Raw genomic sequence first — 25,514 nt, 5'->3', positions numbered from 1 at the left:
GGTGTCCTCTCTCCAGGATTCAGGTATCAGGTATCAGTTGACGGAGACGCGTTCGGCGTCCTTGAACAGGTCGCTGCCGGAGACCACGATGCGGTCGCCCGGCTGCACACCCGACTTGATTTCCACTTCGCCCAGGCTGCTGACGCCCAGTTCCACCGGACGGCGCACGGCGGTGCGGCCATCCATCACGTAGGCCATGCCGTTGCCCTGTTCGACGAACGGGCCACGCTCGACCTTCAGCACGTTCTTGCGGGTATCGAGCAGCACGCGCACTGACATCCGTTGGCTCTGGCGCAGGCCTTCGGGCTGCGCGCTGGCAAAGCGCACGCGCGCGTTGACCTCACCGTTGACCACTTCCGGCGACACCGCGCTGATCTCGCCCGGGAAGGGCTGGCCGTTGCCGCCGGTCAGCTGTGCGGGCATGCCGATCGCCAGGTCGCGGGCGAAGCTCTCCGGCACCTTGATCTCGACTTCGAACTTGGACAGGTCGACCACGCCCAGCACCGGGGCATTGGCGGCCAGGTTGGTGGACTGCACCGCCTGCACCTGGCCGACCTGGCCATCGAACGGGGCACGCAGCGTCAGCGCATCGACCTGGCGCTGTACTTCGGCCACCACCGCCTTCTGGCGATCGGCCAGCAGGCGCTTGTTGCGGGCATCCAGGTCCGCGCCCTGGCTCTGCAGGCGGGCATCGGTGGTGGCGTTGGCCAGGGTGATGTCGGCTTTCTTCAGCGAGTCCTTGGCCTTGGCCAGGTCGATCTGCGGCACCGCCCCGCCGTCGTAGCCGCGCTGGTAGCGCTGCAGGTCGCGGTCGGCGGCCTGCCGTTCGATGGTGGCCTGGTCGGTTTCCTTGCGCGACTTGGCGCGGGCCAGGGTGGCGTCCAGCGCGGCACGGCTGGCCTCGGCCTCCAGGCCGGCCAGGGTGGCCTGTTCCTGGGCCAGCTTGCTGCGCAGTTCGGGGCTGTCGATGACCGCCAGCTCCTGCCCCTTCTTCACCACGTCACCGGCGACCACCTTCAGGTCCACGGTGCCCGCAGAGATGGCATACAGGACCGGGCTGTTGGCGGCGATCACGCGGCCGTCGGCGGCGATGTCACGGACCAGGTCGCCCCGCTTCACTTCGGCGATGCGCACGCGGCTGCTGTCGAAGGAACGGCTGGCGTTGGACCAGGCGTGCACGGCCCAGCCGATGCCGGCGAGCAGGGCGATCGTGCCCAGCGCCGGCCAACGGTAACGGAGCCAGTTGGCGCGCGGAGCGCTGGCCGGAGTGGAGGAAACGATCTGGTCCTGGGCGGAAGTGTCGCGGATCATCGGGTGCGTGCCTGACGGTGGTAGCCAGTACCAAGCACGTAGCGTGCCAACTTTAATTCCTTATGGGTCAATGAGTTGGGATGTGGTGTGAAGTGTCCGGGTGTCCGCGGACACCTTTCCGGACACTTTCATTAAGCGGACAGGAGGGGGAGCGCGGGCACGCAGGCTAGAATGCGACGATCGTCTTCAAGGAAACGCGTGACATGTGTGGAATCGTGGGTGCGATCGCTGATCGCGACGTAGTGCCGGTGCTGATCGAAGGCCTGAAGCGGCTGGAGTACCGTGGTTACGATTCCTCCGGCATCGCGGTGATCGACCAGGGTGAGCGCCGCGATGTACGTCGCGTGCGTCGTACCGGTCGTGTGTCGGAAATGGCCACGGCGGCCGAGGCCGAGGGCTTCAACGCGGTGCTGGGCATCGGCCACACCCGCTGGGCCACCCATGGGGGCGTCACCGAGGCCAACGCGCATCCGCACATCAGCCATGGCGTGGCGCTGGTGCACAACGGCATCATCGAGAACCACGAAGAGCAGCGCGAGAAGCTCCGTGCGCTGGGCTACACCTTCGAGTCGCAGACCGACACCGAAGTCATCGCACACCTGATCCACCATCACCTGAAGAGTGGTGACGACCTGCTGGTGGCGCTGCAGCATACGGTGAAGGAGCTGACCGGTGCCTACGCACTGGCCGTGGTCAGCCGCGCCGAGCCGGAACGCTTCGTCTGCGCGCGGATGGGCTGCCCGCTGCTGATCGGCCTGGGCGAGGGCGAGAACTTCGTTGCTTCCGACGTCTCGGCGGTGATCTCGGCCACCCGCAAGGTCATTTTCCTGGAAGAGGGCGATACCGCCGAGATCCGTCGCGATGGCGTGCGCATCTTCGACGAGCACGACCGGCCGATCGAGCGCGACGTGCATCTGTCCGATGTGTCGCTGGCATCGCTGGAGCTGGGCCCGTACCGCCACTTCATGCAGAAGGAAATCCACGAGCAGCCGCGCGCGCTGGGCGACACCATCGAGGCGGCGATCGATGCCGGTGGTTTCCCGGCCGGGCTGTTCGGCAAGAACGCCGAAGCGGTGCTGTCGGGCACTGAAGGCGTGCAGATCATCGCCTGCGGCACCAGCTACTACGCCGGCCTGACCGCGCGCTACTGGATCGAAGCCATCGCCGGCCTTCCGTGCAGCGTGGAGATCGCCAGCGAGTACCGCTATCGCGCGGCCTACGCGAACCCGAAGCATCTGATCGTCACCATCTCCCAGTCCGGCGAAACGCTGGATACGTTAGAAGCGCTGAAGTACGCCAAGTCGCTGGGCCACAAGCACACGCTGTCGATCTGCAACGTGCCGGAAAGTGCGATTCCGCGCGCCAGCGAACTGGTGTGCTACACCCGTGCCGGTGCCGAGATCGGCGTGGCCTCGACCAAGGCCTTCACCACCCAGCTGGCGGCACTGTTCCAGCTGACCGTGGTGCTGGGCAAGCTGCACGGCCGCATCGACGCGGCGCAGGAAGCGGACTACCTCGAGCAGCTGCGCTTCCTGCCGGGCAGCGTGCAGCACGCATTGAACATGGAGCCGCAGATCGCTGCCTGGGCCGAGCGTTTCGCACGCAAGAGCAGCGCGCTGTTCCTGGGCCGTGGCCTGCATTACCCGATCGCGCTGGAAGGCGCGCTCAAGCTCAAGGAAATCTCCTACATCCACGCCGAGGCCTACCCGGCAGGCGAGCTGAAGCATGGCCCGCTGGCGCTGGTGGACGAGGACATGCCGGTGGTGGTGATCGCGCCGAACGACAGCCTGCTGGAGAAGGTGAAGTCGAACATGCAGGAAGTGCGCGCGCGTGGCGGTGAACTGTTCGTGTTCGCCGACCAGGACAGCAACTTCAACGAGTCCGAAGGCGTGCACGTGATCCGTACGCCGCGTCATGCCGGCGTGCTCAGCCCGATCGTGCACACCATTCCGGTGCAGTTGCTGGCCTACCACACCGCGCTGGCGCGCGGCACCGACGTGGACAAGCCGCGCAACCTGGCCAAGAGCGTGACGGTGGAGTAACACCCGTCAGCTCGGTTGGAGGTTGCAAGCGAAGGGGGCCGTGTGGGCCCCCTTTCGTTTGTGCCGGTGGCAGCGGCAAGTGGGACAGTCACAGGGTGTTCTGTCCACCGTCGGCAGCAGGCAATCAATCTTTAACGCGTGGCATCGCGTGTATTCAGCGGCGGTTTCAGCCGCGGTGCCATTCTCTGGATCGTCGGTTGGTTCCCACGACGAACTGTCCCATCGATGCCGGTAGTGACCGATGGTCGCAGTCGTAGAATCGATTTGACCGAGGTCCGGGTTGAGCGGTTGAGCCCACCTCGTTCGCGTTGCAGCACGTCGTCTGCCGATCCATTCCAAGCGGCAGCCGGGTGCGCCAGACGTGCGCTGAAAGGTCTGTTCCCGGGGAGGGGGCGTATCGGAAGAGCACACTTTTTGACTTCAGTGACCTGCACCAGGAAACAAGAATGAACGTCCGCGAACTCCTGCAATCCAAGAAAGAAGCTGTCATCACCATCGATGCCGAAGACACCATCGGTGCCGCCGCCCACAAGATGAGCGCGAACAGGATCGCTGCACTGGTGGTGATGAAGGACGATGCCCCGGTCGGCATCATTTCCGAGAAGGACATCGTGCGTACCCTGGCCGACGACGGCCCGCAGGCCGGCCGCCGGGTGATTTCCAGCCTGCCGTCCACCGGCCTGGAGGGCATCGCCCCGGAGGCCACCCTGAAGCAGGCCATGTCGTTGATGACGTACTCGCGGCGCCGTCATCTGATGGTCACCGAAGGCACTCGTCTGGTCGGCATCCTCAGCCTGGGCGACATCGTGAAGAACCTGCTGGGCGAGCTGGAGCTGGAAAAGGCCGTGCTGCAGGACATCTACATGGCCGCCCACTGAGGGCTGCAGCGCTGGAAGCAGAGAAGCCGGGCATTGCCCGGCTTCTTCGTTCACGGCATCGGTGAAATCAGAAAGTGACCTTCACCGAGTCGGCGCTGTAGCTGGCTGGGCCGTGGTAGACCACTTCGATGTTGTTGCCATCCGGGTCGAGCACGAACGCGCCGTAGTAGCCCGGGTGGTAAGGGCGTTCACCGGGCGCGCCGTTGTCGGTGCCGCCGGCGGCGATCGCGGCGGTATGGAAGGCATCGACGGTGGCGCTGTCGCGGGCCTGGAAGGCCAGATGGTGGCGGCCGGTCAGCTGGCCGGTGGCGGCCGTGCTGCTGGCGCTGGAAATGAACAGCTCATCGGCCCAGAAGTAGTCATCGCCTTCACCGGCGATCGGGATGCCGATCGTATCGAACACCGCCTGGTAGAAGCGGCGGCTGGCCGCCAGGTCGCGCACTACCAGCTGGATGTGGTCGATCAGGCGGCCACGGTGCAGTTCCATCGTTTCCATACCAACCTCGCAGAAAAAGGGGACGGAGGGGATTAAGTCGCTTCCAGCCCAATAATGCCAGAAACGACTTAATCCCCTCCGTCCCCTTTTCGGGTCAGACGTTGGCGATGATCTCGACCCAGTAGCCGTCCGGGTCCTTGATGAAAGCCAGGTTCTTCATGCGGCCGTCGGTCAGGCGCTTCTGGAAGGTCACGCCCAGATCCTCGAAGCGCTGGCAGGCAGCCTCGATGTCCGGCACCGACACGCAGATGTGGCCGAAGCCGCGCGGGTCGCTGTTGCCGTCGTGGTAGACCGCGCCGTCCTGGGTTTCGGTGCCGTGGTTGTGGGTCAGTTCCAGCACGCCCGGCAGCCCGGCCATCCACAGGCGGCGGGCGTTGTCATCTTCCGGCACCGTGACGCCAGCGGGCACGTAGGCCAGGAAGTACAGGCTGAACTGGGCCTCGGGGAAGTCGCGCTTGTCGATCAGCTGGTAGCCGAGCACACGGGTGTAGAAGTCCAGCGAAGCGGCAATGTCCTTCACGCGCAGCATGGTGTGGTTGAACACGAAGCCGGTGGTTTCGGCCGGGGCCTGGGCGGCGACGCCGGGAACATCGCGCAGGGCGGGAATGGTCATGGGGGAGGTCCTTCAGACAGGGCCGTTGCCGGCCGGATGGCGCCATTCTACCGGCCAGCACCTGACGGCACTGCGACGTACAATGACCGGATCGCACCGTTCCGTCCTGACAACGATTGCCCGCCATGTCGCAGCGTGAATGGGTGGCTGCCGCCATCCGCAAGATCGAAGCTGATTTCAACCGTTCCGCCGATACCCACCTGATCCCGCTGGCGTTGCCAGGGTTCGAGGGCATCGACCTGTACCTGAAGGATGAGTCGAGCCATCCCACCGGCAGCCTGAAGCACCGGCTGGCGCGCTCGCTGTTCCTGTATGCGCTGGCCAATGGCTGGTTGCGTGAAGGGCGTCCGGTGATCGAGGCCTCCAGCGGCTCGACCGCCGTGTCCGAAGCCTATTTCGCGCGGCTGCTCGGCCTGCCGTTCATTGCGGTGATCCCGGCCTCCACCTCGCCTGAAAAGATCGCCGCGATCGAGTTCCACGGCGGCCGTTGCCACCTGGTCGAACGTGCCTGCGACCTCAACTGTGATTCGGAAAAGCTGGCCCGTGAAACCGGCGGCCACTTCATGGACCAGTTCACCTATGCCGAGCGCGCCACCGACTGGCGCGCCAACAACAACATCGCCGAGTCCATCTTCAAGCAGATGGCCGAAGAGCCCAGCCCGGTTCCGGAATGGATCGTGTGCAGCCCCGGTACCGGCGGTACCGCAGCGACGCTGGGCCGCTATGTCAGCTATCGCCGGCATGACACCCGCATCCTCTGTGCGGACCCGGAAGTGTCGGTGTTCTTCGATGGCTACAAAACCGCCGTTGCCGGTGAGCAGGACTGGCGCGGCCTGACCTGCAGCGGTGGCTCGCGCGTGGAAGGCATCGGCCGGCCGCGGGTAGAGGCGAGCTTCATCCCGACCAGTGTCGATGCGATGGTGAAGGTGCCCGATGCGCTGAGCCTGGCCGCGATGCGCCATGTCAGCCGCCAGCTGGGCCGCCGTGTCGGTGGCTCCACCGGCACCAACTTCATCGGTGTGCTGCAGGCGGCGCAGTGGATGCGCGAGGCGGGCCACCAGGGCAGCATCGTCAGCATCCTGTGCGACAGCGGCGAGCGCTACGCACAGAGCTACTACGACCCGTCGTGGTATGCGCGCCAGGGCATCGATGTCGACGGCGCCGATGCGCAACTGGCGGCGGCGGTGGCCGGGCAGGGACTGCCCGAATTGCCGTGGTGCAGCCTGGAAGCGTTGTAACGCGGCAACGCACGGCCGGCTGTGCGTCGGCTGGGTAGAGTCGACTGTTAGTCGACTGCTCCAGGTTCAGGTCGCGAAAATCCCGCGCTGCGCGCGAAAGTCGACTAACAGTCGACTCTACCCGGTCGCCGGGGCGTCTCAATATCCCGCTGCAGTGAACGCGTCCAGCACCGCGTCGCGCAGTGCATCGGGCAAGGCCTCGATGTCCACCGCGCGATCATCCAGATGCAGGCTCGGGTCCAGGATGCTCGCTCGGCCCTGGGCCAGCGCCTGCAGCCACAGCAGCACGCAGATCACGAACTCGCGCTCATGGCCCAGCCGCAGCTGGCTGGCGCCGCGTTCGATCACCTCGAACGGGTACCACTCCTGCGCATCGTTGAACGTGCCGCCCTGCTGCAGCACTGCCTGCAACTGCTGCAGATGGCGCGGGGCGTCATCGCCGGCATCGCACAATGCGGCGATCCAGGTCAGTTCGGCCGGGCTGGCGGACAATGCCAGTGACCGGGCCGGTGAGGCGGATGCAACTGCAGCCAGACCTTCCATGTAGGGCCTCGTTCGGTGCGTACCGCTGCGGACTCCCCCGCAGCCAGAGCTTCGGTGCGCGACCGTAAGGCCGACGTGAATGCCGGGCCGTGCCCCCTTGTCAGCCCCGCCTGCCAGCGCCATATCCTGCATGCTGCCCGCCTGCCGGGCCCGTACCCTGGAGATCTGCCGTGACCGTTGCCAACCCCCTGCTCGATTTTTCCGGCCTGCCGCGCTTCGAGGCCATCCGCCCCGAGCACGTGGCGCCGGCGCTGGACGTGCTGCTGGCCGAGGCCGAAGCCGCCGTCAGCGCCGCCGAGCAGGTGCAGCCGGTCACCTGGCAGACCTTCGTTGCCCCGCTGGATGACGCCACCGAGCGCCTGTGGCGCGCCTGGGGTCTGGTCGGCCACCTGCAGGGCGTGGTCAACACCCCGGAACTGCGTGAGGCCTACAACAGCAACCTGCCGCGGGTGACCCGCTTCGCCAGCGCGCTGGGCCAGAACCTGGCGTTGTACCGGCAGTACCAGACGCTGGCCGCCAGTGCCGAGGCGGCGCGCTTCGACGCGGCCCAGCGCAAGGTGCTGGACAACACCCTGCGCGATTTCCGCCTCGGTGGTGCCGAGCTGGCGCCGGAGGCGCAGCAGCGCTTCGCGGCGATCAAGGAAGAACTGTCGGCGCTGTCGGCGAAGTTCTCGCAGAACGTGCTCGACGCTACCGATGCCTGGTCGATGATCATCGAGGACGAAGCGCGGCTGAAGGGCCTGCCGGAAGACGTGAAGGCCGCCGCACATGCCGCAGCACAGAAGGACAGCAAGGCCGGCTGGAAACTGACCCTGCAGATGCCGTGCTACCTGCCGGTGCAGACCTGGGGTGAGGACCGCGACCTGCGCGAGATCCTGTACCGCGCCAGCGCACAGCGTGCGTCCGAATTCGGCGATGAGTCCCTGGACAACAGCGGCAACATCGATCGGATCCTCGCCCTGCGCGCTGAACTGGCCGCGCTGCTCGGCTTCGATTCGTATGGCGATTATTCGGTAGCGACCAAGATGGCGCAGGACCCGGCCGAAGTGCTGGGTTTCCTGCGTGACCTGGCCGCGCGCGCCAAGCCGTTCGCGGCCAGGGACCGGGCCGACCTGGAGCAGTTCGCACGCGAGCAGCTGGGCATCGACAGCCTGCAGGCCTGGGACCTGGCGTTCGCCGCCGACCGCCTGAAGCAGGCCCGTTACAGCTATTCCGAACAGGAAGTGAAGCAGTATTTCACCGAACCGAAGGTGCTTGGCGGCCTGTTCTCGGTGATCGAGCAGCTGTACGGCCTGCGCGTGCAGGAGGACAGCGCACCGGTGTGGCATGACGACGTGCGCTTCTTCCGTCTGGTCGATGCGCAGGGCGCGCTGGTTGGCCAGTTCTACCTGGACCTGTACGCGCGCGAAGGCAAGCGCGGTGGCGCGTGGATGGATGATTGCCGCAACCGTCGCGTGCGCGCAGACGGCAGCGTGCAGACACCGCTGGTCTACCTGGTGTGCAACTTCGGCCGCGGTGCCAATGGCAAGCCGGCCACCTTCAGCCATAACGAAGTGACCACGCTGTTCCATGAGATGGGCCACGGCCTGCACCAGCTGCTGACCCGCATCGGCGAACTGGGCGTGGCCGGCATCAACGGCGTGGAATGGGATGCAGTGGAGCTGCCCAGCCAGTTCATGGAGAACTTCTGCTGGGAATGGGACCACCTGCAGGCGATGACCGCGCACGTGGACAGTGGTGAGCCGCTGCCGCGCGCGCTGTACGAACGGATGCTGGCGGCGCGCAACTTCCACAGCGGCATGGCCACCGTGCGCCAGCTGGAGTTCGGCCTGTTCGACATGCTGTTGCACAGCCAGTTCGAACCGGCGCAGGACAGCGTGCTGGCGCTGCTCGATCGCGTGCGCGCGGAAGTGGCGGTGAATCACCCGCCGGTCTGGAATCGCTTCCCGCACCAGTTCAGCCACATCTTCGCGGGCGGTTACGCCGCCGGCTACTACAGCTACAAGTGGGCTGAAGTGCTCAGTGCCGATGCCTATGCGGCGTTCGAGGAAGCGCCGCAGGCACTGGCCGAGACCGGTGCACGCTTCCGCGATGAGATCCTGTCGCGCGGTGGCAGCCGTCCGGCGGCGGAAAACTTCAAGGCCTTCCGTGGGCGCGCACCGCAGATCGACGCGCTGCTGCGCCACTCGGGCATGGCGTAAACCGTTGTGGTGGGTGCCAACCCTGGTTGGCACTTCACCGCCATCCACGCATGGCGTGGATCTACCGGAATGCCGGCCAGCGGCCGGCACCACCGAAGACCGGTCATTCGGCGTAGATCATCTTCCGGGTCATGCCGCCGTCGACGATGAAGTCCTGGCCAGTGCTGAAACCGGACAGCGACGACAGCAGGTACACCGCCAGTGCACCGATATCTTCAGGGCGGCCGACCCGGCCGACCGGATGCTGTGCGTGGTCGATGGCCGAGTACTCTGGTTCATGGCGCCGTGAGGGTGCCTGCCACGCAGTGGTACCGACCCAGCCGGGGCTGATGCTGTTCACCCGCACCGCCGGGCCGGCGCTGATCGCCAGCGCATGGGTGAAGGCCACCAGGCCACCCTTGGCCGCCGCATAGGCCTCGCTGTGCGCTTCGGATTGCCAGGCGCGGGTGGAGGCGATGTTGATGATCGCGCCCGCAGCACTGTCCGTCAGCGCCGGCAGCGCGTGCTTGCTGCACAGGAAGGCGCCATGCAGCGACGACAGCCGGCGTTGCCATTCGTGCCAGTCCATGTCCTGCAGCCGCGTGCCGTGCGGCCCGGCGATGCCGGCATTGTTGACCAGCCCGTCGATGTGTCCGAAACGCTGCAGCGCCTCGGCGATGAAGTCGCGCACGCTGGCTTCGTCGGTGATGTCCAAACGCTGGAACGCGGCATCCTCGCCGCGCTGCCATTCGTCCAGGCAGGCCTGGCCGGCCTCCCTGTCCAGGTCGCCGATGAGCACGCGTCCGCCGGCACCGAGCACGGCCTGGGCAATACCGCGACCGATGCCGTTGGCGCCGCCGGTGACCAGCACCACCTTGCCCGACAGTGGCGCGGCCGGCCATGCGGCAATCGGCGGCACCGTGCTCACGTCAGGTCTTCGCCGCGCAGGCGACGATGCCAGCCGTCCACGCCGATGCGGTCCAGGGTCTGGATGTTGCGCTCGACGATCACGTCCGGGTCCGGATACACATCCACCGCGCGCGCCACGCTGTCTTCGCGCAGCAGGTGCAGGGTGGGGAAGGGCGCGCGGTTGGTGTAGTTGCTGGCGTCGTCGGCGGCCACGCCCTCGAACTGGTAATCCGGATGGAAGCTGGCCACCTGCAGGATCCCCTGCAGGTCCAGTGCCTCGATCGCCGCATCGGCGTTGTCGAGGAAGTCGTTGTAGTCGAGGAAATCGGTCAGCACCTGCGGATGCACGATCAGCGTCGTATCGATCTGCTCGGCCGGCGTGTCGCGCAGCAGCACCAGCTCCTCGGCCAGCTGTTCAACCAGCGCTTCTGTCGTGGTCGCATCGCTGAGCACGATGCGGACCTGGTCCTTCACGTATACCGCCTTGGCGAACGGGCACAGGTTCAGGCCGATGACGATGCGCTCCAGCCACAGGCGGGTGGCGGCGATCGGGTCATCGGTGGACAGGTCGGAATCGGTCATGGCGGGCACGTCGGCTGGCGGGGCCGACATTGTAGGCGCGTCGCTGGCAACGCGCCGTCGTACCTGCGGCTGGCAGCGCCGGGGGATTCCCGGCAGGTGGCTCAGTCGCGGAAATTGTTGAACTGCAGCGGCAGCTCGAACTTGCCGGCCTTGAGCACGGCGATGGCGTCCTGCAGGTCATCGCGCTTCTTGCCCTGCACGCGCAGCTTGTCGCCGTTGATCTGGCTTTCCACCTTCAGCTTGGCGTCCTTCAGGGCCGCCGCGATCTTCTTGGCGATCTTCTGCTCGATGCCCTGCTTGACGGTGATCTTCTGCCGGGCCTGGGCCAGGTTGGTCTCGATGTCGCCGAACTCCAGGCTGAGCACGTCGATGCCGCGCGCGGCCAGGCGAGCACGCAGTATGTCGTTCATCTGCTTGAGCTGGAATTCGGTCGGCGCGAACTGATTGATGACATCGCCGTCGCGCTCGAACTTTGCGTCCACGCCCTTGAAGTCGAAGCGGGTGGCCAGTTCGCGGTTGGCCTGGTCGATGGCGTTGGTCAGCTCGTGGGTGTCGACTTCGGACACGACGTCGAAGGAAGGCATGGGCGGTGCTCCGCAGGTTTCAGTGGCGATCATTCTATCGTGCCGGCCCGCGTGCCCGCTTTCTGTGGAGCCCAGCCCATGCTCGGCGGCCGCCCTACAATCCGGTGCGGTCGGCGATAATGGGCCATGAACGTGCAACGCTCCCCTTCGCGTGCGGTGGCCTGGATGGTCGCTGCGGTCGCCTGTTTCTCGCTGATGGACGCTGGCATGAAGCAGCTGTCGGCCAGCTATCCCACCCTGGAAGTGACTTTCCTGCGTGGTGCGGCCTCGTTGCCGTTCGTGCTGGTGTGGGTGCTGGTCAGTGCCGGCCCACGTTCGCTGGTGCCGCGGCGCTGGGGCCTGCACCTGCTGCGTGGCGCGTTGGGCATGGCGATGATCGGCTGCTTCGTGTTCGCCCTGCGCGACCTGCCGCTGTCCACCGCCTACACCATCTACTTCGTTGCCCCGCTGCTGATCGCCGCGCTGTCGGTGCCGTTGCTGGGCGAGCGGGTCGGGCCGCGGCGCTGGGTCGCCATCGGCATTGGCCTGGTGGGCGTGCTGGTGGTGCTGCGGCCGGGCGTGGATGGCTTCATCTCGGTGCCCGGCCTGATGGTGCTGGCGGCGGCAACGGCCTATGCCGTGGCGGCGATCACGGTCAGCCTGCTGACCCGCACCGATACCTCGCAGTCGATGGTGGTGTGGTTCCTGGTGATCATGGCCATCGGCGCCGGCCTGCTCGCCATTCCCGGCTGGGTACCGCTGCAGCTGGCACACGCGCCTTTGATTGCCGACATGGGCCTGGCCGGGGCGCTGGGCCAGATTGCCCTGACCAAGGCCTTCCAGCTGGGCGAGGCCTCGATGATCGCGCCGCTGGAGTACAGCGGCCTGGTCTGGGTGATCGGCTGGGATCTGGCCTTCTGGGGCCAGCTGCCGGACGGCTATACGTGGGTGGGCGCGGCGATCATCGTCGCCTCGGGGCTGTACCTGCTGCATCGCGAGCGGGTAAACCGGCAGGAACCGCCGAAGCCGCTGGATCATCCCTGAGCCCGGGGGTAGTGCCGGCCGCTGGCCGGCAACCCCTTGCGCCGGAGGGACCGCTGCAGGTGCCGGCCAGCGGCCGGCACTACCGGGGACAGTTTCTTAGAACCAAAAGGAATAACATTCTGGGCCATGGCGCGGGCGCGCGACCGCCTGCGCTGGTAGGCTGCACGCCCCCTTCCGTCACCCAGCCGGTGAGCCACGCCCGTGATCGAGTTCCAGCGCCTGCACAAATCCTATGCCGTTGCCGGCCGCGAAGTCAGCGCGCTGCAACCGTTGGACCTGACCATCGAGGCCGGTGAGGTGTTCGGCATCATCGGCCATTCCGGCGCCGGCAAGTCGACCCTGATCCGCATGATCAACCGCCTGGAAGAACCCAGTGGTGGCCGGCTGCTGATCGGCGGTGAGGATGTCACCGCGCTGGACGCGGACGGCCTGCGCGCGCTGCGCCGGCGCATCGGCATGATCTTCCAGCACTTCAACCTGCTGTCCTCGCGCACGGTGGCCGGCAATGTCGCCTTTCCGCTGGAACTGGCCGGCACGCCGAAGACGGAGATCGACGCGCGCGTGGCCGAGCTGCTGCAGACCGTGGGCCTCGAAGCGCATGCGCAGAAGTATCCGGCGCAGCTGTCCGGTGGCCAGAAACAGCGCGTCGGCATCGCCCGCGCGCTGGCGACCCGTCCGCAGATCCTGCTGTGCGACGAGGCCACCAGTGCGCTCGACCCGCAGACCACCGCTTCGGTGCTGTCGCTGCTGTCGAAGATCAATCGCGAGCTGGGCCTGACCATCGTGCTGATCACCCACGAGATGGACGTGATCCGCCGTGTCTGCGACCGCGTTGCGGTGCTCGATGCCGGCCAGATGGTCGAAACCGGTCCGGTCACCCGGGTGTTCCTGCACCCGCAACACCCGACCACGCGCCGTTTCGTCAGCGAATCGGAGCATGTGGACGAGGGCACGCTGCACCGCGATTTCGATGCCGTCGTTGGCCGCATCGTGCGCCTGACCTTCCTCGGTGGCGACACCTACGAACCCCTGCTCGGCCGCGTCGCGCGCGAGACCGGGGTCGACTACAACATCCTGTCCGGCCGCATCGACCGGATCAAGGACACCCCGTATGGCCAGCTGGTGGTCGCCCTGGTGGGCGGCGACCAGTCCGCCGCGCAGGCCGCATTCGTGGCCGCCGGCGTGCATGTTGAGGAGCTGCGTCGATGATCATCGCTACTGCCGGCGGATTCTTCCGCCACCTGGACGCGGGCAAGTGGGCCGACATCGGCCAGGCCACCATCGACACCCTGCTGATGCTGCTCGGTTCGCTGCCGCTGACCCTGGCCATCGGCCTGCCGCTGGGCGTGCTGCTGTACCTGTTCGGCGCACCGCAGATGAAGCGCCGGCCATTTGCGTACGGCGTGCTGGCGCTGGTGGTGAACCTGCTGCGTTCAGTGCCCTTCATCATCCTGATGATCGTGCTGATCCCGGTCACCCTGTTCCTGATGGGGACGTCGCTGGGTGTACGCGGTGCGATCGTGCCGCTGGTCATCGGTGCCGCGCCGTTCTACGCGCGCCTGGTCGAGACCGCACTGCGCGAAGTGGACCGTGGCGTGATCGAAGCGACCCAGGCGATGGGAGCCACCACCTGGCAGCTGGTCACCCGCGTGCTGCTGCCGGAAGCGCGCCCGGGCCTGATCGCTGGCGCAACGGTCACCACCGTCGCGCTGATCGGCTTCACCGCGATGGGCGGTGCGATCGGTTCCGGTGGCCTTGGCGACCTGGCCTTCCGCGACGGCTACCAGCGCTCGCACACCGACGTGGCGCTGGTCACCGTGGTCCTGCTGCTGATCCTGGTGCAGCTGCTGCAGATGCTTGGCGACCGCCTGGTCGCGCATTACAGCCGCAGATAACAGAATGCCGGGCGGCGCCCGGCATCTCGTTCGGGTAGTGCCGGCCGCTGGCCGGCAATCCCACGTGCGGTCAACGCACGTTCGGTACTTCGTAACCCAGCTTCCCGACCTGCTCCGGGTGCTGCGGCACGCGCTTGAGCTTGTCGGTGTTCACCCCGTACTCGTCACGCAGGCGTTCGGCCAGCTCCTTGTACAGGGCTTTGTCCATGTCCGGCGTACGCGAGAAGATCCAGGCCATCTCGCGGCCCGGGTAACCGATCAGTGCCCACGAGTAATCCGGTGCCACTTCCAGCACCCGCGAATGGGTAGGCACGACGCGGTAGAACCAGGTGCGCCAGCCGTGGTTGCCGCTGTCCGGGTCGACGCTGGCGCGGGCACGCACTTCCTGCAGCGGTTCGCCGAAGCCATCACGGTAGCGGTAGGTGATGCCGACCTTGTGCTCGTCGCGCAGTTCGTAGTCGTTGACGCTGGCCACATGGCCACGTTCGATGAAGTTCGGCACGCGGCCGATCACGTACCAGGTGCCCATGAAGCGCTTCAGGTCGATCGGCGCATCCGGGTCGGTCGCGCGCGGGGTGCTGGCGCGGGGCGATGGCGGCTCACTGGCGGCCACGGCGGGGCCCGCCAGGGACAGGGCCAACAGCATGGCGCAGAGCGGGCGGATCGAAGTCATGCGGGAGCGGGCTCAGAAGGGCTTTGCCTGAGCATGGTCGACTGAGCGTGCGCGATCCGTCAATGGTGTCGCAACCTGTGAGAAGGGCCTTGCCCAAGCTGTGTTGCATTGTCCACCGGAGAAGCCCCATGAACGCACGTTCCGTCCGCCGCCCTGCAACTGAACGCGTCATCATTGAACGCGCCGATCCGCGCCTGCTGCGCAGCGTGCAGCAGGTGGCCCTGGCCGGCCTGGCGCTGGTACTGGTCTGGCCAGCCGCGCGCGGCAGCAACGCCTGGCTGGGCTGGCTGCCGATGTGGCTGGTGGGCATGCCGCTGGTGGCCTGGTGGGCGCTGCTGCGCTTCCCTGTGCCGCGCCTGTCGTGGCTGCGGCTGGCCCGTCGCACCGGTGGACAGGCACATCGTCGCACCGCCGGGACGCCCCGCCGTCGCCGCCGCGCTACGGCCACGGCCTGACCTTCGACACGGGGGCGGCTGCAGCGATCCATGCTAGCGTTCCACGGCTTATGACTGCCTGGAGCTGCAATGTCTCGACTCGCTTCCGCCTGCCTGCTGGCTGGCATGATGACCGCTGCCTCGGTGGGGACCGCCGTGGCTGCTGAAGACACCGATCGCTACGCCTGGCTGGAGGACGTCACCGGCGACAAGCCGCTGTCCTGGGTCAAGGAACAGAACGCCAAGTCCGAGGCGCGCCTGGCGCAGACCCCGGCCTTCAAGCAGATGGAGACCAGCATCCGCGAGGTGCTCGACTCCGATGCCAAGATTCCCGCCGTGCAGAAGATCGGCGACTACTATTACAACTTCTGGAAGGACCAGCAGCACGAGCGTGGCCTGTGGCGCCGCACCACGCTGGCCGAGTACCGCAAGGCCTCGCCGCAGTGGGAGACCGTGCTTGACCTCGATGCCCTGAACAAGGCCGAGGGCGAGAACTGGGTCTGGCACGGCGCCGACTGCCTGCGCCCGGATTACAGCCGCTGCCTGATCGCGCTGTCGCGCGGTGGTGCCGACGCCGACGTGACCCGCGAGTTCGACCTGGCCAACAAGACCTGGATCAAGGACGGCTTCTTCCGTCCGGAGTCGAAGGGCGGCCTGAACTGGATCGATCGCGACACCGTATTCGTCTACACCGACTTCGGTGCCGGCTCGATGACCACCTCCGGCTACCCGCGCGTGGCCAAGCTGTGGAAGCGTGGTACGCCGATGGCCTCCGCCAGCGTGGTGTATGAAGGCAAGCCGGAAGACATGTACATCGCGGCGATGCACGATGACACCCCGGGCTTCGAGCGTAACCTGGTCAGCCGCACGCTGGCGTTCTACAACAACGAGATCTACCTGCGTGGCGACGATGGCACGCTGACCAAGATCGATGCGCCGAACTCGGCCGAGAAGGGCCTGCACAAGCAGTGGCTGACCCTGGAGCTGCGTGATCCGTGGACCGTGGGTGGCAAGACCTATGCGTCCGGTTCGCTGCTGGCGACCAGGCTGGATGACTTCCTGGCCGGCAAGCGTGAGTTCGACGTGCTGTTCACCCCGACCGCGACCACCTCGCTGGCCAGCGCCACCTGGACCAAGAGCCACCTGGTGCTGAACGTGCTGGATGACGTCAAGAACCGCCTGTCGGTGCTGACCCCGGGCGCCAATGGCTGGCAGACCAGCCGCTTCGTCGGCGCGCCGGCCTTCGGCACGCTGGGCGTGGCTGCGGTCGACAGCAACGACAGCGACGCGGTGTGGCTGACCGCCACCGACTACCTGACCCCGACCACCCTGGCGCTGGCCGAGATCGGGCAGGCCCCGGAAACGCTGAAGACCATGCCGGCCTTCTTCGATGCCAAGGGCAAGGTGATCGAGCAGCACTTCGCCACCAGCAAGGACGGCACCCGCGTGCCGTACTTCGTGGTGCACGACAAGGCGATGAAGCTGGACGGTTCCAACCCGACCCTGCTGTACGGTTACGGTGGTTTCGAGATCTCGCTGACCCCGGGCTACTCCGGTGGCATGGGCCGCGCCTGGCTGGAGAAGGGCGGCGTGTACGTGGTTGCCAACATCCGCGGCGGCGGCGAATACGGCCCACGCTGGCACCAGGCGGCGCTGAAGCAGAACCGCCACAAGGCCTATGAAGACATGGCCGCAGTGGCACGCGATCTGGTCAAGCGCAAGATCACCAGCGCCAGGCACCTGGGCGTGCAGGGCGGCAGCAACGGTGGCCTGCTGACCGGCAACATGCTGACCCAGTACCCGGAACTGTTCGGTGCGGTGGTGGTGCAGGTGCCGCTGCTGGACATGAAGCGCTACAGCCACCTGCTGGCCGGTGCCTCGTGGATGGCCGAGTACGGCAACCCGGATACCAGCGACTGGGCGTTCATCAAGACCTTCTCGCCGTACCACCTGTTCGACGCGAAGAAGAAGTACCCGCCGGTGCTGTTCACCACCTCCACCCGCGATGACCGCGTGCACCCGGGCCACGCCCGCAAGATGGCGGCGAAGATGATCGACGCCGGCAAGGATGTGACCTACTACGAGAACATCGAAGGTGGCCACGGCGGTGCAGCCAACAACGCGCAGGCCGCACACATGTCGGCGCTGGCCTACAGCTTCCTGTGGGAGCGGTTGGGCGGTAAGTAAGCAGACAGGCAGAACGGAAAACGCCGCCCCAGGGCGGCGTTTTTCTTTATCCGGTAGTGCCGGCCGCTGGCCGGCAACCGCATCATTCACGCATTCCCGGGTTGCCGGCCAGCGGCCGGCACTACCGTCAACGTGATCCCTGCCAACGCTGCAACCCACGCGCGATCCGTGCCACCGCCTCCTGCAACCGCGGCACTTCCTGGGTATAGGCCAGGCGCACGTGCTGGTTGGCGCGATGGAAGCCGAAATCCAGCCCGGGCGTGAATGCCACGTGCTCGGTTTCCAGGAAGTGGGCGCAGAACGCCTGTGCGTCATCGGTGAATGCGCTGACATCGGCGTACAGGTAGAACGCACCCTGCGGCTCGACTTCGATGCGGAAGCCCAGTTCACGCAATGCCGGCAACAGGAAGTCGCGGCGCTGGCGGAACGCTTCGCGACGCTGTTCGAAGATCGACATCGCTTCGTCGCTGAAACACGCCAGTGCGGCATGCTGGGCGATGCTCGATGCGCTGATGTACAGGTTCTGCGCGAGTTTCTCCAGGTCCGGCACGGCTGCTGGCGGTGCCACCAGCCAGCCCAGCCGCCAACCGGTCATGCCGAAGTATTTGGAAAAGCTGTTCAGCACGAATGCGCTGTCATCCACCTGCAGCACGCTGGGTGCATCCAGGCCATAGGTGAGGCCGTGGTAGATCTCGTCCACCACCAGGTGACCACCGCACGCGTGCAGGGTCTTCGACAGGGCGGCCAGTTCGTCGGCGGAGAGCACGGTGCCGGTCGGGTTGGCCGGTGAGGCAACCAGCGCGCCGACGCTGTCGGCATTCCAATGCTGTTCCACCAGCGACGGTGTGAGCTGGTAGGCAGTGTCCGGGCCGACCGGCACCAGCTGTGCGCCGCCTTCAACGAGGCGCAGGAAGTGGCGGTTGCACGGATAACCAGGGTCGGCCAGCAGCCAGTGGCGGCCGGGATCGACCAGCAGGCTGCTGGCCAGCAGCAGCGCACCGGAGCCGCCGGGGGTGACCAGGATGCGTTCGGGGTCGATGTCCAGCCCGTAGTGGCTGCGATAGAAGCCGCTGATCGCCTGGCGCAGGGCGGGCAGGCCACGTGCGGCGGTGTAGCGGGTATGGCCGGCGGCCAATGCGGCCTGGCCGGCACGCACGATCGGTTCGGCGGTGGTGAAGTCCGGTTCGCCGATTTCCAGGTGGATCACGTCGTGGCCGGCCTGTTCCAGCGCTTGCGCGCGGGCCAGCAGGGACATCACGTGGAACGGAGCGATTTCATGGCTGCGCCGGCTGTAGCCCGGCGTATGGGGCAGGGTACTCATGCAGCCCATGGTACGCCGCGCACCGGGGTCACGCGCTCTGGTAGTGCCGGCCGCTGGCCGGCAACCGACCCACCCGCAGGCCGTGAGGGTGCCGGCCAGCGGCCGGCACTACCGGCAGGCATGGCCACCATGACGTTCCGCAGGGTTGCCCACCGTCCTTCCGCAACCCAGACTCGGGCGCAAGGACGCCATTGCATTGCCCCTCAAGGAGCCCTATCTCATGAAATCCACCCTCTGCCTGTTGCTTGCCAGCCTGATGACCACCACTGCCACCGCCGCCACTCCGCCCGTTCCGCCGGATGCCGCCAAGCATCCGCATGTGGTCAAGGCGCCGTTCGGCGCGACCCGCAACGATGACTATTACTGGCTGCGCGACGACAAGCGCGGGAACAAGGACATGCTGGCCTACCTGCAGGCCGAGAATGCCTATGCCGACCAGCTGCTGGCGCCGCTGAAGCCGCTGGAAGACACCCTTTACAAGGAGATCGTCGGCCGCATCAAGCAGGACGATTCCAGCGTGCCGGCGCGCGAGCGTGGCTACTGGTACTACAGCCGCTTCGAAACCGGCCAGGACTACCCGATCCACGCACGCCGCAAGGGCAGCATGGAGGCCGCCGAGGAAATCCTGCTGGACGTCAACGCGATGGCTGCCGGCAAGGGCTATTTCAGCGTCGGCTCGATGGAAGTCAGCCAGGACAATCAGCTGCTGGCCTGGGCCGATGATGATGTCGGCCGCCGCCAGTACACCATCCGCTTCAAGGACCTGGCCACCGGCAAGGTCCTGCCCGATGTGATCACCGGCAGCTCGGGCGACCTGGTCTGGGCCGACGACAACCGCACCGTGCTGTATGTCGAGAACGATCCGGAAACGCTGCTGACCGTGCGCGTGAAGAAGCACGTGCTGGGCACCCCGGCCAGCGCCGACACCGTCGTCTACGAAGAGAAGGACGACAGCTTCTACATGGGCATCGGCCGCACCCGCGACGATCGCTTCATCACCATCGGCGTGCACAGCACCGTGTCCTCGGAAGAGCGTTACGCGCCGGCCAGCGACCCGACCCACTTCACCGTGCTGGCGCCGCGCCAGCGCGATGTCGAGTACGACGCCGACCACTACGATGGCCGCTGGGTGATCCGTACCAACGACGGTGCGAAGAACTTCAAGCTGGTCACCGCACCGACCGATGCAACCTCGCGTGCGCAGTGGAAGGACTGGATCGCGCACGACGATGCGGTGTTCATCGAAGGCTTCGAACTGTTCGATGGCTACACCGCCATCGCCGAACGCTCCGAGGGTCTGGAACGCATCCGCCTGCTGTTCAAGGATGGCCGCAGCGACTACGTGAAGGCCGACGAGCCGGCGTACTCGATGGGCCTGGGCGACAACACCGAGGCCGATACGCCCTGGTTGCGCTACGTCTACACCTCGATGACCACCCCCACCACCGTGTTCGAACTGAACACCGCCACCGGTGAGCGCCGCCAGCTGAAGGTGCAGCCGGTGATCGGCTATGACGCGTCGAAGTACGAAACCGACCGCGTCTGGATCACCGCGCGCGATGGCGTGAAGGTGCCGGTGTCGCTGGTCTACCGCAAGGGCTACCAGAAGGATGGCAAGGGCGCGTTGTTCCAGTACGCCTATGGCAGCTACGGCATGTCGATGGACCCGTACTTCAACCAGACCGCGGTGAGCCTGCTCGACCGCGGCGTGGTGTATGCCATCGCCCACATCCGCGGTGGCCAGGAAATGGGCCGCGACTGGTACGAGAACGGCAAGCTGCTGCACAAGCAGAACACCTTCAACGACTTCATCGACGTCACCCGTGGCCTGGTGGCACAGGGCTGGGCGGCGAAGGATCGCGTGGCCGCCTCTGGCGGCAGCGCCGGTGGCCTGCTGATGGGCGCGGTGGCCAACCAGGCGCCGCAGGACTACCGCGTGATGGTGGCCCAGGTGCCGTTCGTCGATGTGGTGACCACCATGCTCGATCCGACCATTCCGTTGACCACCAACGAGTACGACGAGTGGGGCAACCCGGAGCAGAAGCAGTTCTACGACTACATGCTGTCCTACTCGCCCTACGACAACGTCAGCAAGCAGGCCTATCCGGCGCTGTTCGTGGGCACCGGCCTGTGGGATTCGCAGGTGCAGTACTGGGAACCGGCCAAGTGGGTGGCCAAGCTGCGTGACGACAACACCGGCCACTACCCCATCCTGTTCCGCACCAACATGGAAGCCGGCCACGGCGGCAAGTCGGGGCGCTTCCAGCGCTACCGCGAGCTGTCCGAGTCGTACGCATTCGTGCTGCAGCAGCTGGGCATCGCCCAGCCGTGATCGCGACAGGGTGCCGGGCACTGCCTGGCACCCTGAACCGGTATCCTTGCGGCCATGAGCGCGCCAGATCCTTCCGTCCCTCGCGATGCCACCACGCCTCCGCGCGTGGTGCGTTTCCGCTGGGCGTGGTGGCTGCTGGCCTATGTCAGCCTCGGCACCGGCATCGTCGGCATCTTCGTACCGGGCCTGCCGACCACCGTATTCATCCTGATTTCGGCCTGGGCCGCCTCGCGTGGCTCCGAACGCCTGCACAACTGGCTGCTGCAGCATCCACGCTTCGGCCCGGCCATCGCCAACTGGCAGGCACACGGGGCGGTCAGCCGCTACGGCAAGTGGATGGCCACGATCACCATGGCGGTATGCGCCGGCATCATGCTCTGGTGCGTGCCGATTGCCTGGGTGAAGTGGTTCTCGATCGGCAGCATGACCGTGGTGGCGATCTGGCTGTGGACCCGGCCGTTGCCGCCGCCGGAAGGCTGAACATGGCCCGCCCCGGGGCGGCCCGTGGGGCGGTCAGGGGGGTAGAGTCGACTGTCAGTCGACTATCGCGCGCAGCGCGGGTTTTTCACGGCCGTTGCACGAGCAGTCGACTCACAGTCGACTCTACCAACCGCTCAGCCGCCAATGGCTATACTCGGGGCATGAAGATCCCCCATCGAAACGCCATCCTGATTCCGCTGGCAGCGGCTTCGCTGCTGTTCCTCGCCGCCTGCGGCAACAAGGGCCCGCTGGTACTGCCGCAGAAGCCGGTGCCGGTGGAAGAAACCGTCGAACCTGTTGCCGAGCCCGCTACCGAAGCGACCCCGGCGCAGACCGAAGGCAGCGGCACCCCGGCCACGACCGTGGAGCCGGCTGCACCGACCACGCAACCGGCGCCTGCGCCTGCGAAGAAGGTGGGCGGCGGGAATGAGTGAGGCCGGTTCCAAGGCCCTGCGCTTCAGCAAGATGCATGGCGCGGGCAATGATTTCGTAGTGATCGACCTGCGTGACGGCACCGCGCCGCCCACGCTTGAACTGGCCGCGCAGCTGGCCGACCGCCACACCGGCGTCGGCTGCGATCAGATCCTGACCATCGAAGCGCCGCGTGCGGAAGGCTCGGTGGCGTCGTACCGCATCTGGAATGCCGACGGCTCCAATTCCGAACAGTGCGGCAATGGCGCGCGCTGCATCGCCGCCTGGCTGGTGCGCGAAGGCAGTGCGCAGGGCGACCGCTTCGTCATCGACAGCCCGCTGGCCAGCCATGAGGTGGAAGTGCTGGGCGATGGCCAGTTCGCGGTGACCATGGGCGTGCCGGCGTTCGAGCCGGCCAACGTGCCGCTGGTGGGTTTCGCCCACGCGCGCGAGGAATACCTGCTGCCGCTGCAGGGCGAAAGCGTGCGTTTCGCTGCGGTGTCGATGGGCAACCCGCATGCAGTGATCGAAGTGGGCCTGATCGATGCTGCACCGGTCGAGCGCGTCGGTGCGCTGCTGCAGCAGCATGCCTCGTTCCCGCGCTCGGTGAACGTGGGCTTCGCCCAGGTGATGGGCCCGGCGCATGCACGCCTGCGTGTGAATGAACGCGGCGTCGGTGAAACCCTGGCCTGCGGCAGTGGCGCCTGCGCCGCTGCGGTGACCCTGATGCAGCGCGGCCGCCTGCAGCGTGATGCACGCATCAGCCTGCCCGGTGGTGACCTGCGCATCCAGTGGCCGGGCGATGGCCAGCCTGTGGTGATGGCCGGCCCTACCGCATTCGTCTTCGAAGGGGAGTGGATGGCATGACCGAAACCGTCGACAAGCTCGGGGCCCACGAAGTCGCTGCCTGGTTGCGGCGACATCCCGGCTTCCTCAAGCAGTTCCCGGACCTGGCCCTGACCCTGGTGGTGCCGCGTGACGACGGCCCGACCGCGTCGCTGGCCAGCTACCAGCTGGAAGTGCTGCGCGAGAAGAACCGCGAGCTGGCACGACGGTTGGCCGACCTGGGCGCGACTGCCCAGGTCAACGAACGCCTGGCGGTGCGCACGCACCAGCTGACCCTGGCGTTGATGAAGCAGGACAACGCCGCCGACACCCTGCGTGCGATGGCGGCCTCGCTGCAGGAAGATTTCGCCGGCGACCTGGTGCGATTGGTGGTGCACACACCGGTGGCCGGGCTGGAACAGGCCGACTGGTTGCAGGTGATCGCCGCCGATGATCCGCAGCTGGGCCCGTTCCGCGACTGCCTGAAGGACGGCGAGCCGATCTGCGGCCGCCTGCAGCCGGAAAAGAATGCCGTGCTGTATGGCGTGCGCAGCGAGGAAGTGCAGACCACCGCGCTGCTGCCGTTGCCGGGCGTGGGCCTGATTGCGGTGGGCAGCCACGATCCGAACCGTTTCTATCCGGGCATGGGCACGCTGTTCCTGCGCATGATGGGCGATGCCCTGGTCACCGGCCTGAAGCGCTTCCCGGGCTGAGCAGGACACGACGATGAGCGCGGTACAGGCCTTCCTGCAGCATCTGCAGGTGGAGCGGCGGATGTCGGCGCATACGCTCGATGCCTACCGCCGTGACCTGGACGCGCTGTCGGTCTGGGCCGAGCCGCGCGGTGTTGCGGTGGAGGCACTCGATGCCGACGCGCTGCGCCAGTTCGTCGCCGATGAGCACCGCCGTGGCCTGTCGGCCAAGAGCCTGCAGCGCCGCTTGTCCGCCTGCCGCAGCTTCTATGCCTGGCTGCTCAAGCACGGCCGCATCGAGGTCAGTCCTGCAGCAACGCTGAAGGCGCCGCGCGCGCCGCGCCGGTTGCCTCAGGTCCTCGACGCCGATGAGGCCGTGCAGCTGGTCGAGCTGGAGCCGGAAGGTGAACTTGGCCGCCGTGACCGCGCGCTGCTGGAACTTTTTTATTCTTCCGGCCTGCGCCTGAGCGAAGTCTGCGCGCTGACCTGGCGCGATCTGGATTTCGACAGCGGGCTGGTCAACGTGCTGGGCAAGGGCAATCGGCAGCGCCGCGTGCCGTTCGGCCGGCCGGCGCGCGAAGCGCTGCAGGCGTGGCGCGCCGAAAGTGGCGGGGGACCGGCCTCGCCGGTATTTCCCGGCCGCAACGGACCGATCAGCCAACGCGCGGTGCAGATCCGCATCCGCCAGCTGGCGCAGCGCCAGGGCCTGTTCAAGCACGTGCACCCGCACATGCTGCGGCACAGTTTCGCCAGCCATATCCTGGAATCATCCGGTGATCTGCGCGGCGTGCAGGAGCTGCTGGGCCATGCCGACATCGCCACCACCCAGATCTACACCCATCTGGATTTCCAGCACCTGGCCAAGGTCTACGACGCGGCGCATCCGCGCGCGAAGCGTCGAAGCAAGGACGACAAGGCTGAATAGCCCGCCCTTGATCTGGATCAGGGCAGGGCGGGCGCTGCCGGCGCATCGTGGCCGCAGGCCACGAGGAACCCGCCACCATGGCGAAGCCCATTCCGCTGCACCCCAAGCATCCCGAGCGCATCTGTTGGGGCTGCGACCGCTACTGCGCGGCTGACGCGCTGGCCTGTGGCAATGGCTCCGGTCGCACCCAGCATCCGATCGAGACGCAGGGCGAAGACTGGTACATCGCCTGGGGCATCGAGCCCAATCCGGACCGGCCGTCGCACGCCAAGCGCTGAACGGCAGCCATCCGCACAGGCTTGATCGCACCCGGCGCTGTCCCCATGTCCCGGGAACAGCTATCGGAGGCCGCATGGACCCCAGTCAGAATCCCAACGTTTTCCACGCCACCACCATCGTCTGCGTCCGTCGCGGCGAGCACGTGGCCATTGCCGGCGACGGCCAGGTCACGCTGGGCCACACCGTGATGAAGGGCAATGCGCGCAAGGTGCGCCGCCTCGGTCGTGATGGCCAGGTGCTGGCCGGCTTTGCCGGTGCCGCCGCCGATGCCTTCACCCTGTTCGAGCTGTTCGAGGCCAAGCTGGAAAAGCACGGCCAGCTGCAGCGCGCTGCGGTCGAGCTGGCCAAGGATTGGCGCACCGAGCGCCGCCTCGGCAAGCTTGAAGCCCTGCTGGCCGTGGCCGACAAGGAAACCTCGCTGATCATCAGCGGCACCGGCGATGTGATCGAACCGGAGGATGGCATCATCGCCATCGGCTCGGGTGGTTCCTATGCGCTGTCGGCTGCACGCGCGTTGATGGCACACACCGAACTGGATGCGCGCACCATCGCCAGCGAAGCGATCGGCATTGCCGGCGATATCTGCATCTACACCAACCGCAACGTGGTGGTCGAGGAACTCTGAGGGTCGCGCCGGCTGCTGGCCGGCAACCTCATGATC

At 66.7% G+C, this 25,514-nt stretch carries 26 protein-coding genes; 17 read left to right on the top strand and 9 right to left on the bottom strand.

Annotated elements, in window-relative coordinates; translation table 11 throughout:
- Positions 1–33: 33 nt before the first annotated feature.
- A complete protein-coding gene (locus tag CKW06_RS20315; RefSeq protein ID WP_012481314.1) occupies positions 34–1,311 on the bottom strand; it encodes an efflux RND transporter periplasmic adaptor subunit in 1,278 nt (425 codons plus the stop codon).
- A 203-nt stretch (positions 1,312–1,514) separates the two neighbouring features.
- Between CKW06_RS20315 and glmS the strand changes: the two genes are divergently transcribed.
- Positions 1,515–3,353 (top strand): glutamine--fructose-6-phosphate transaminase (isomerizing), encoded by a 1,839-nt coding sequence (gene glmS, locus CKW06_RS20310; protein WP_005411116.1) that lies wholly within the window; start codon positions 1,515–1,517, stop codon positions 3,351–3,353.
- Between the two features lie 446 nt (positions 3,354–3,799).
- Positions 3,800–4,231, top strand: a complete 432-nt coding sequence (locus tag CKW06_RS20305; protein WP_005411115.1) for a CBS domain-containing protein — start codon at positions 3,800–3,802, stop codon at positions 4,229–4,231.
- A 67-nt stretch (positions 4,232–4,298) separates the two neighbouring features.
- Here CKW06_RS20305 and CKW06_RS20300 read toward each other — a convergent pair whose 3' ends face one another.
- A complete protein-coding gene (locus CKW06_RS20300) occupies positions 4,299–4,727 on the bottom strand; it encodes a VOC family protein (RefSeq protein WP_005411114.1) in 429 nt (142 codons plus the stop codon).
- 94 nt (positions 4,728–4,821) lie between these two features.
- On the bottom strand, positions 4,822–5,340 hold the full coding sequence (gene gloA, locus CKW06_RS20295) for a lactoylglutathione lyase (protein ID WP_005414533.1): 519 nt from the start codon (positions 5,338–5,340) through the stop codon (positions 4,822–4,824).
- 125 nt (positions 5,341–5,465) lie between these two features.
- Here gloA and CKW06_RS20290 point away from each other — a divergent pair, with 125 nt between their 5' ends.
- Entirely contained in the window at positions 5,466–6,578 is a 1,113-nt protein-coding gene (locus CKW06_RS20290) for a PLP-dependent cysteine synthase family protein (RefSeq protein WP_024957068.1), read from the top strand.
- Between the two features lie 138 nt (positions 6,579–6,716).
- Here CKW06_RS20290 and CKW06_RS20285 read toward each other — a convergent pair whose 3' ends face one another.
- Positions 6,717–7,121 carry a hypothetical protein gene (locus CKW06_RS20285; protein WP_024957067.1) on the bottom strand — a complete coding sequence of 135 codons (405 nt, stop codon included), beginning with the start codon at positions 7,119–7,121 and terminating at the stop codon, positions 6,717–6,719.
- Positions 7,122–7,291: 170 nt separating this feature from the next.
- Between CKW06_RS20285 and CKW06_RS20280 the strand changes: the two genes are divergently transcribed.
- Positions 7,292–9,322 (top strand): M3 family metallopeptidase, encoded by a 2,031-nt coding sequence (locus CKW06_RS20280; protein WP_024957066.1) that lies wholly within the window; start codon positions 7,292–7,294, stop codon positions 9,320–9,322.
- Positions 9,323–9,425: 103 nt separating this feature from the next.
- Here the strand turns inward: CKW06_RS20280 and CKW06_RS20275 are convergent, their stop codons facing one another.
- The 3 genes from CKW06_RS20275 to CKW06_RS20265 form a co-directional block, all read right to left on the bottom strand.
- A complete protein-coding gene (locus tag CKW06_RS20275; protein ID WP_012481308.1) occupies positions 9,426–10,229 on the bottom strand; it encodes an SDR family oxidoreductase in 804 nt (267 codons plus the stop codon).
- Positions 10,226–10,792 carry a DUF1415 domain-containing protein gene (locus tag CKW06_RS20270; protein WP_024957065.1) on the bottom strand — a complete coding sequence of 189 codons (567 nt, stop codon included), beginning with the start codon at positions 10,790–10,792 and terminating at the stop codon, positions 10,226–10,228. Before CKW06_RS20270 ends, CKW06_RS20275 begins: the two co-directional genes overlap by 4 nt.
- Positions 10,793–10,893: 101 nt before the next feature.
- Complete coding sequence (locus CKW06_RS20265) at positions 10,894–11,376, bottom strand: YajQ family cyclic di-GMP-binding protein (protein ID WP_005411107.1); 483 nt, start codon at positions 11,374–11,376, stop codon at positions 10,894–10,896.
- A 126-nt stretch (positions 11,377–11,502) separates the two neighbouring features.
- Here CKW06_RS20265 and CKW06_RS20260 point away from each other — a divergent pair, with 126 nt between their 5' ends.
- The 3 genes from CKW06_RS20260 (at position 11,503) to CKW06_RS20250 (ending at position 14,294) form a co-directional block, all read left to right on the top strand.
- Positions 11,503–12,399 (top strand): DMT family transporter, encoded by an 897-nt coding sequence (locus CKW06_RS20260; RefSeq protein WP_024957064.1) that lies wholly within the window; start codon positions 11,503–11,505, stop codon positions 12,397–12,399.
- A 201-nt stretch (positions 12,400–12,600) separates the two neighbouring features.
- The gene (locus tag CKW06_RS20255) at positions 12,601–13,608 is read left to right on the top strand and encodes a methionine ABC transporter ATP-binding protein (RefSeq protein WP_024957063.1); all 1,008 of its coding nucleotides are present in this window, start codon (positions 12,601–12,603) and stop codon (positions 13,606–13,608) included.
- Positions 13,605–14,294 carry a methionine ABC transporter permease gene (locus tag CKW06_RS20250; RefSeq protein WP_005411104.1) on the top strand — a complete coding sequence of 230 codons (690 nt, stop codon included), beginning with the start codon at positions 13,605–13,607 and terminating at the stop codon, positions 14,292–14,294. The genes CKW06_RS20255 and CKW06_RS20250 overlap by 4 nt, the downstream gene beginning before the upstream one ends.
- A 70-nt stretch (positions 14,295–14,364) precedes the next feature.
- Here CKW06_RS20250 and CKW06_RS20245 read toward each other — a convergent pair whose 3' ends face one another.
- The gene (locus CKW06_RS20245) at positions 14,365–14,967 is read right to left on the bottom strand and encodes a lipocalin family protein (RefSeq protein ID WP_005411103.1); all 603 of its coding nucleotides are present in this window, start codon (positions 14,965–14,967) and stop codon (positions 14,365–14,367) included.
- A gap of 128 nt (positions 14,968–15,095) precedes the next feature.
- On the opposite strand from CKW06_RS20245, the gene CKW06_RS20240 reads away from it, so the two are divergent.
- Positions 15,096–15,422, top strand: a complete 327-nt coding sequence (locus CKW06_RS20240; protein ID WP_024957062.1) for a hypothetical protein — start codon at positions 15,096–15,098, stop codon at positions 15,420–15,422.
- Between the two features lie 69 nt (positions 15,423–15,491).
- Positions 15,492–17,588: a prolyl oligopeptidase family serine peptidase gene (locus CKW06_RS20235; RefSeq protein ID WP_024957061.1), complete on the top strand. Its 2,097-nt coding sequence runs from the start codon at positions 15,492–15,494 to the stop codon at positions 17,586–17,588.
- A 127-nt stretch (positions 17,589–17,715) separates the two neighbouring features.
- On the opposite strand, the gene CKW06_RS20230 is transcribed toward CKW06_RS20235, so the two are convergent.
- A complete protein-coding gene (locus tag CKW06_RS20230; protein ID WP_024957060.1) occupies positions 17,716–18,909 on the bottom strand; it encodes a pyridoxal phosphate-dependent aminotransferase in 1,194 nt (397 codons plus the stop codon).
- Positions 18,910–19,129: 220 nt separating this feature from the next.
- Here CKW06_RS20230 and CKW06_RS20225 point away from each other — a divergent pair, with 220 nt between their 5' ends.
- The 8 genes from CKW06_RS20225 to hslV all read left to right on the top strand — a co-directional run bounded on the left by CKW06_RS20225 (position 19,130) and on the right by hslV (position 25,478).
- Positions 19,130–21,241, top strand: a complete 2,112-nt coding sequence (locus tag CKW06_RS20225; protein ID WP_005414524.1) for a S9 family peptidase — start codon at positions 19,130–19,132, stop codon at positions 21,239–21,241.
- Between the two features lie 54 nt (positions 21,242–21,295).
- Positions 21,296–21,721, top strand: coding sequence for a YbaN family protein (locus CKW06_RS20220; RefSeq protein WP_024957059.1), 426 nt, complete (start codon positions 21,296–21,298; stop codon positions 21,719–21,721).
- A 161-nt stretch (positions 21,722–21,882) separates the two neighbouring features.
- The gene (gene lptM, locus CKW06_RS20215; protein ID WP_005411097.1) at positions 21,883–22,155 is read left to right on the top strand and encodes an LPS translocon maturation chaperone LptM; all 273 of its coding nucleotides are present in this window, start codon (positions 21,883–21,885) and stop codon (positions 22,153–22,155) included.
- Positions 22,148–22,999, top strand: coding sequence for a diaminopimelate epimerase (dapF, locus tag CKW06_RS20210; protein ID WP_024957058.1), 852 nt, complete (start codon positions 22,148–22,150; stop codon positions 22,997–22,999). Before lptM ends, dapF begins: the two co-directional genes overlap by 8 nt.
- Positions 22,996–23,670 carry a DUF484 family protein gene (locus CKW06_RS20205; protein ID WP_012481301.1) on the top strand — a complete coding sequence of 225 codons (675 nt, stop codon included), beginning with the start codon at positions 22,996–22,998 and terminating at the stop codon, positions 23,668–23,670. The genes dapF and CKW06_RS20205 overlap by 4 nt, the downstream gene beginning before the upstream one ends.
- Positions 23,671–23,683: 13 nt before the next feature.
- Complete coding sequence (gene xerC / locus CKW06_RS20200; protein ID WP_024957057.1) at positions 23,684–24,574, top strand: tyrosine recombinase XerC; 891 nt, start codon at positions 23,684–23,686, stop codon at positions 24,572–24,574.
- Positions 24,575–24,651: 77 nt separating this feature from the next.
- On the top strand, positions 24,652–24,852 hold the full coding sequence (locus tag CKW06_RS20195) for a DUF3079 domain-containing protein (RefSeq protein ID WP_024957056.1): 201 nt from the start codon (positions 24,652–24,654) through the stop codon (positions 24,850–24,852).
- 74 nt (positions 24,853–24,926) lie between these two features.
- Positions 24,927–25,478: an ATP-dependent protease subunit HslV gene (gene hslV / locus CKW06_RS20190; protein WP_005411093.1), complete on the top strand. Its 552-nt coding sequence runs from the start codon at positions 24,927–24,929 to the stop codon at positions 25,476–25,478.
- The last annotated feature ends 36 nt before the right edge of the window (positions 25,479–25,514 follow it).

The organism is Stenotrophomonas maltophilia, assembly GCF_900186865.1.
GTDB lineage: Bacteria > Pseudomonadota > Gammaproteobacteria > Xanthomonadales > Xanthomonadaceae > Stenotrophomonas > Stenotrophomonas maltophilia.
This window is presented reverse-complemented; position numbering and strand designations above follow the sequence as displayed.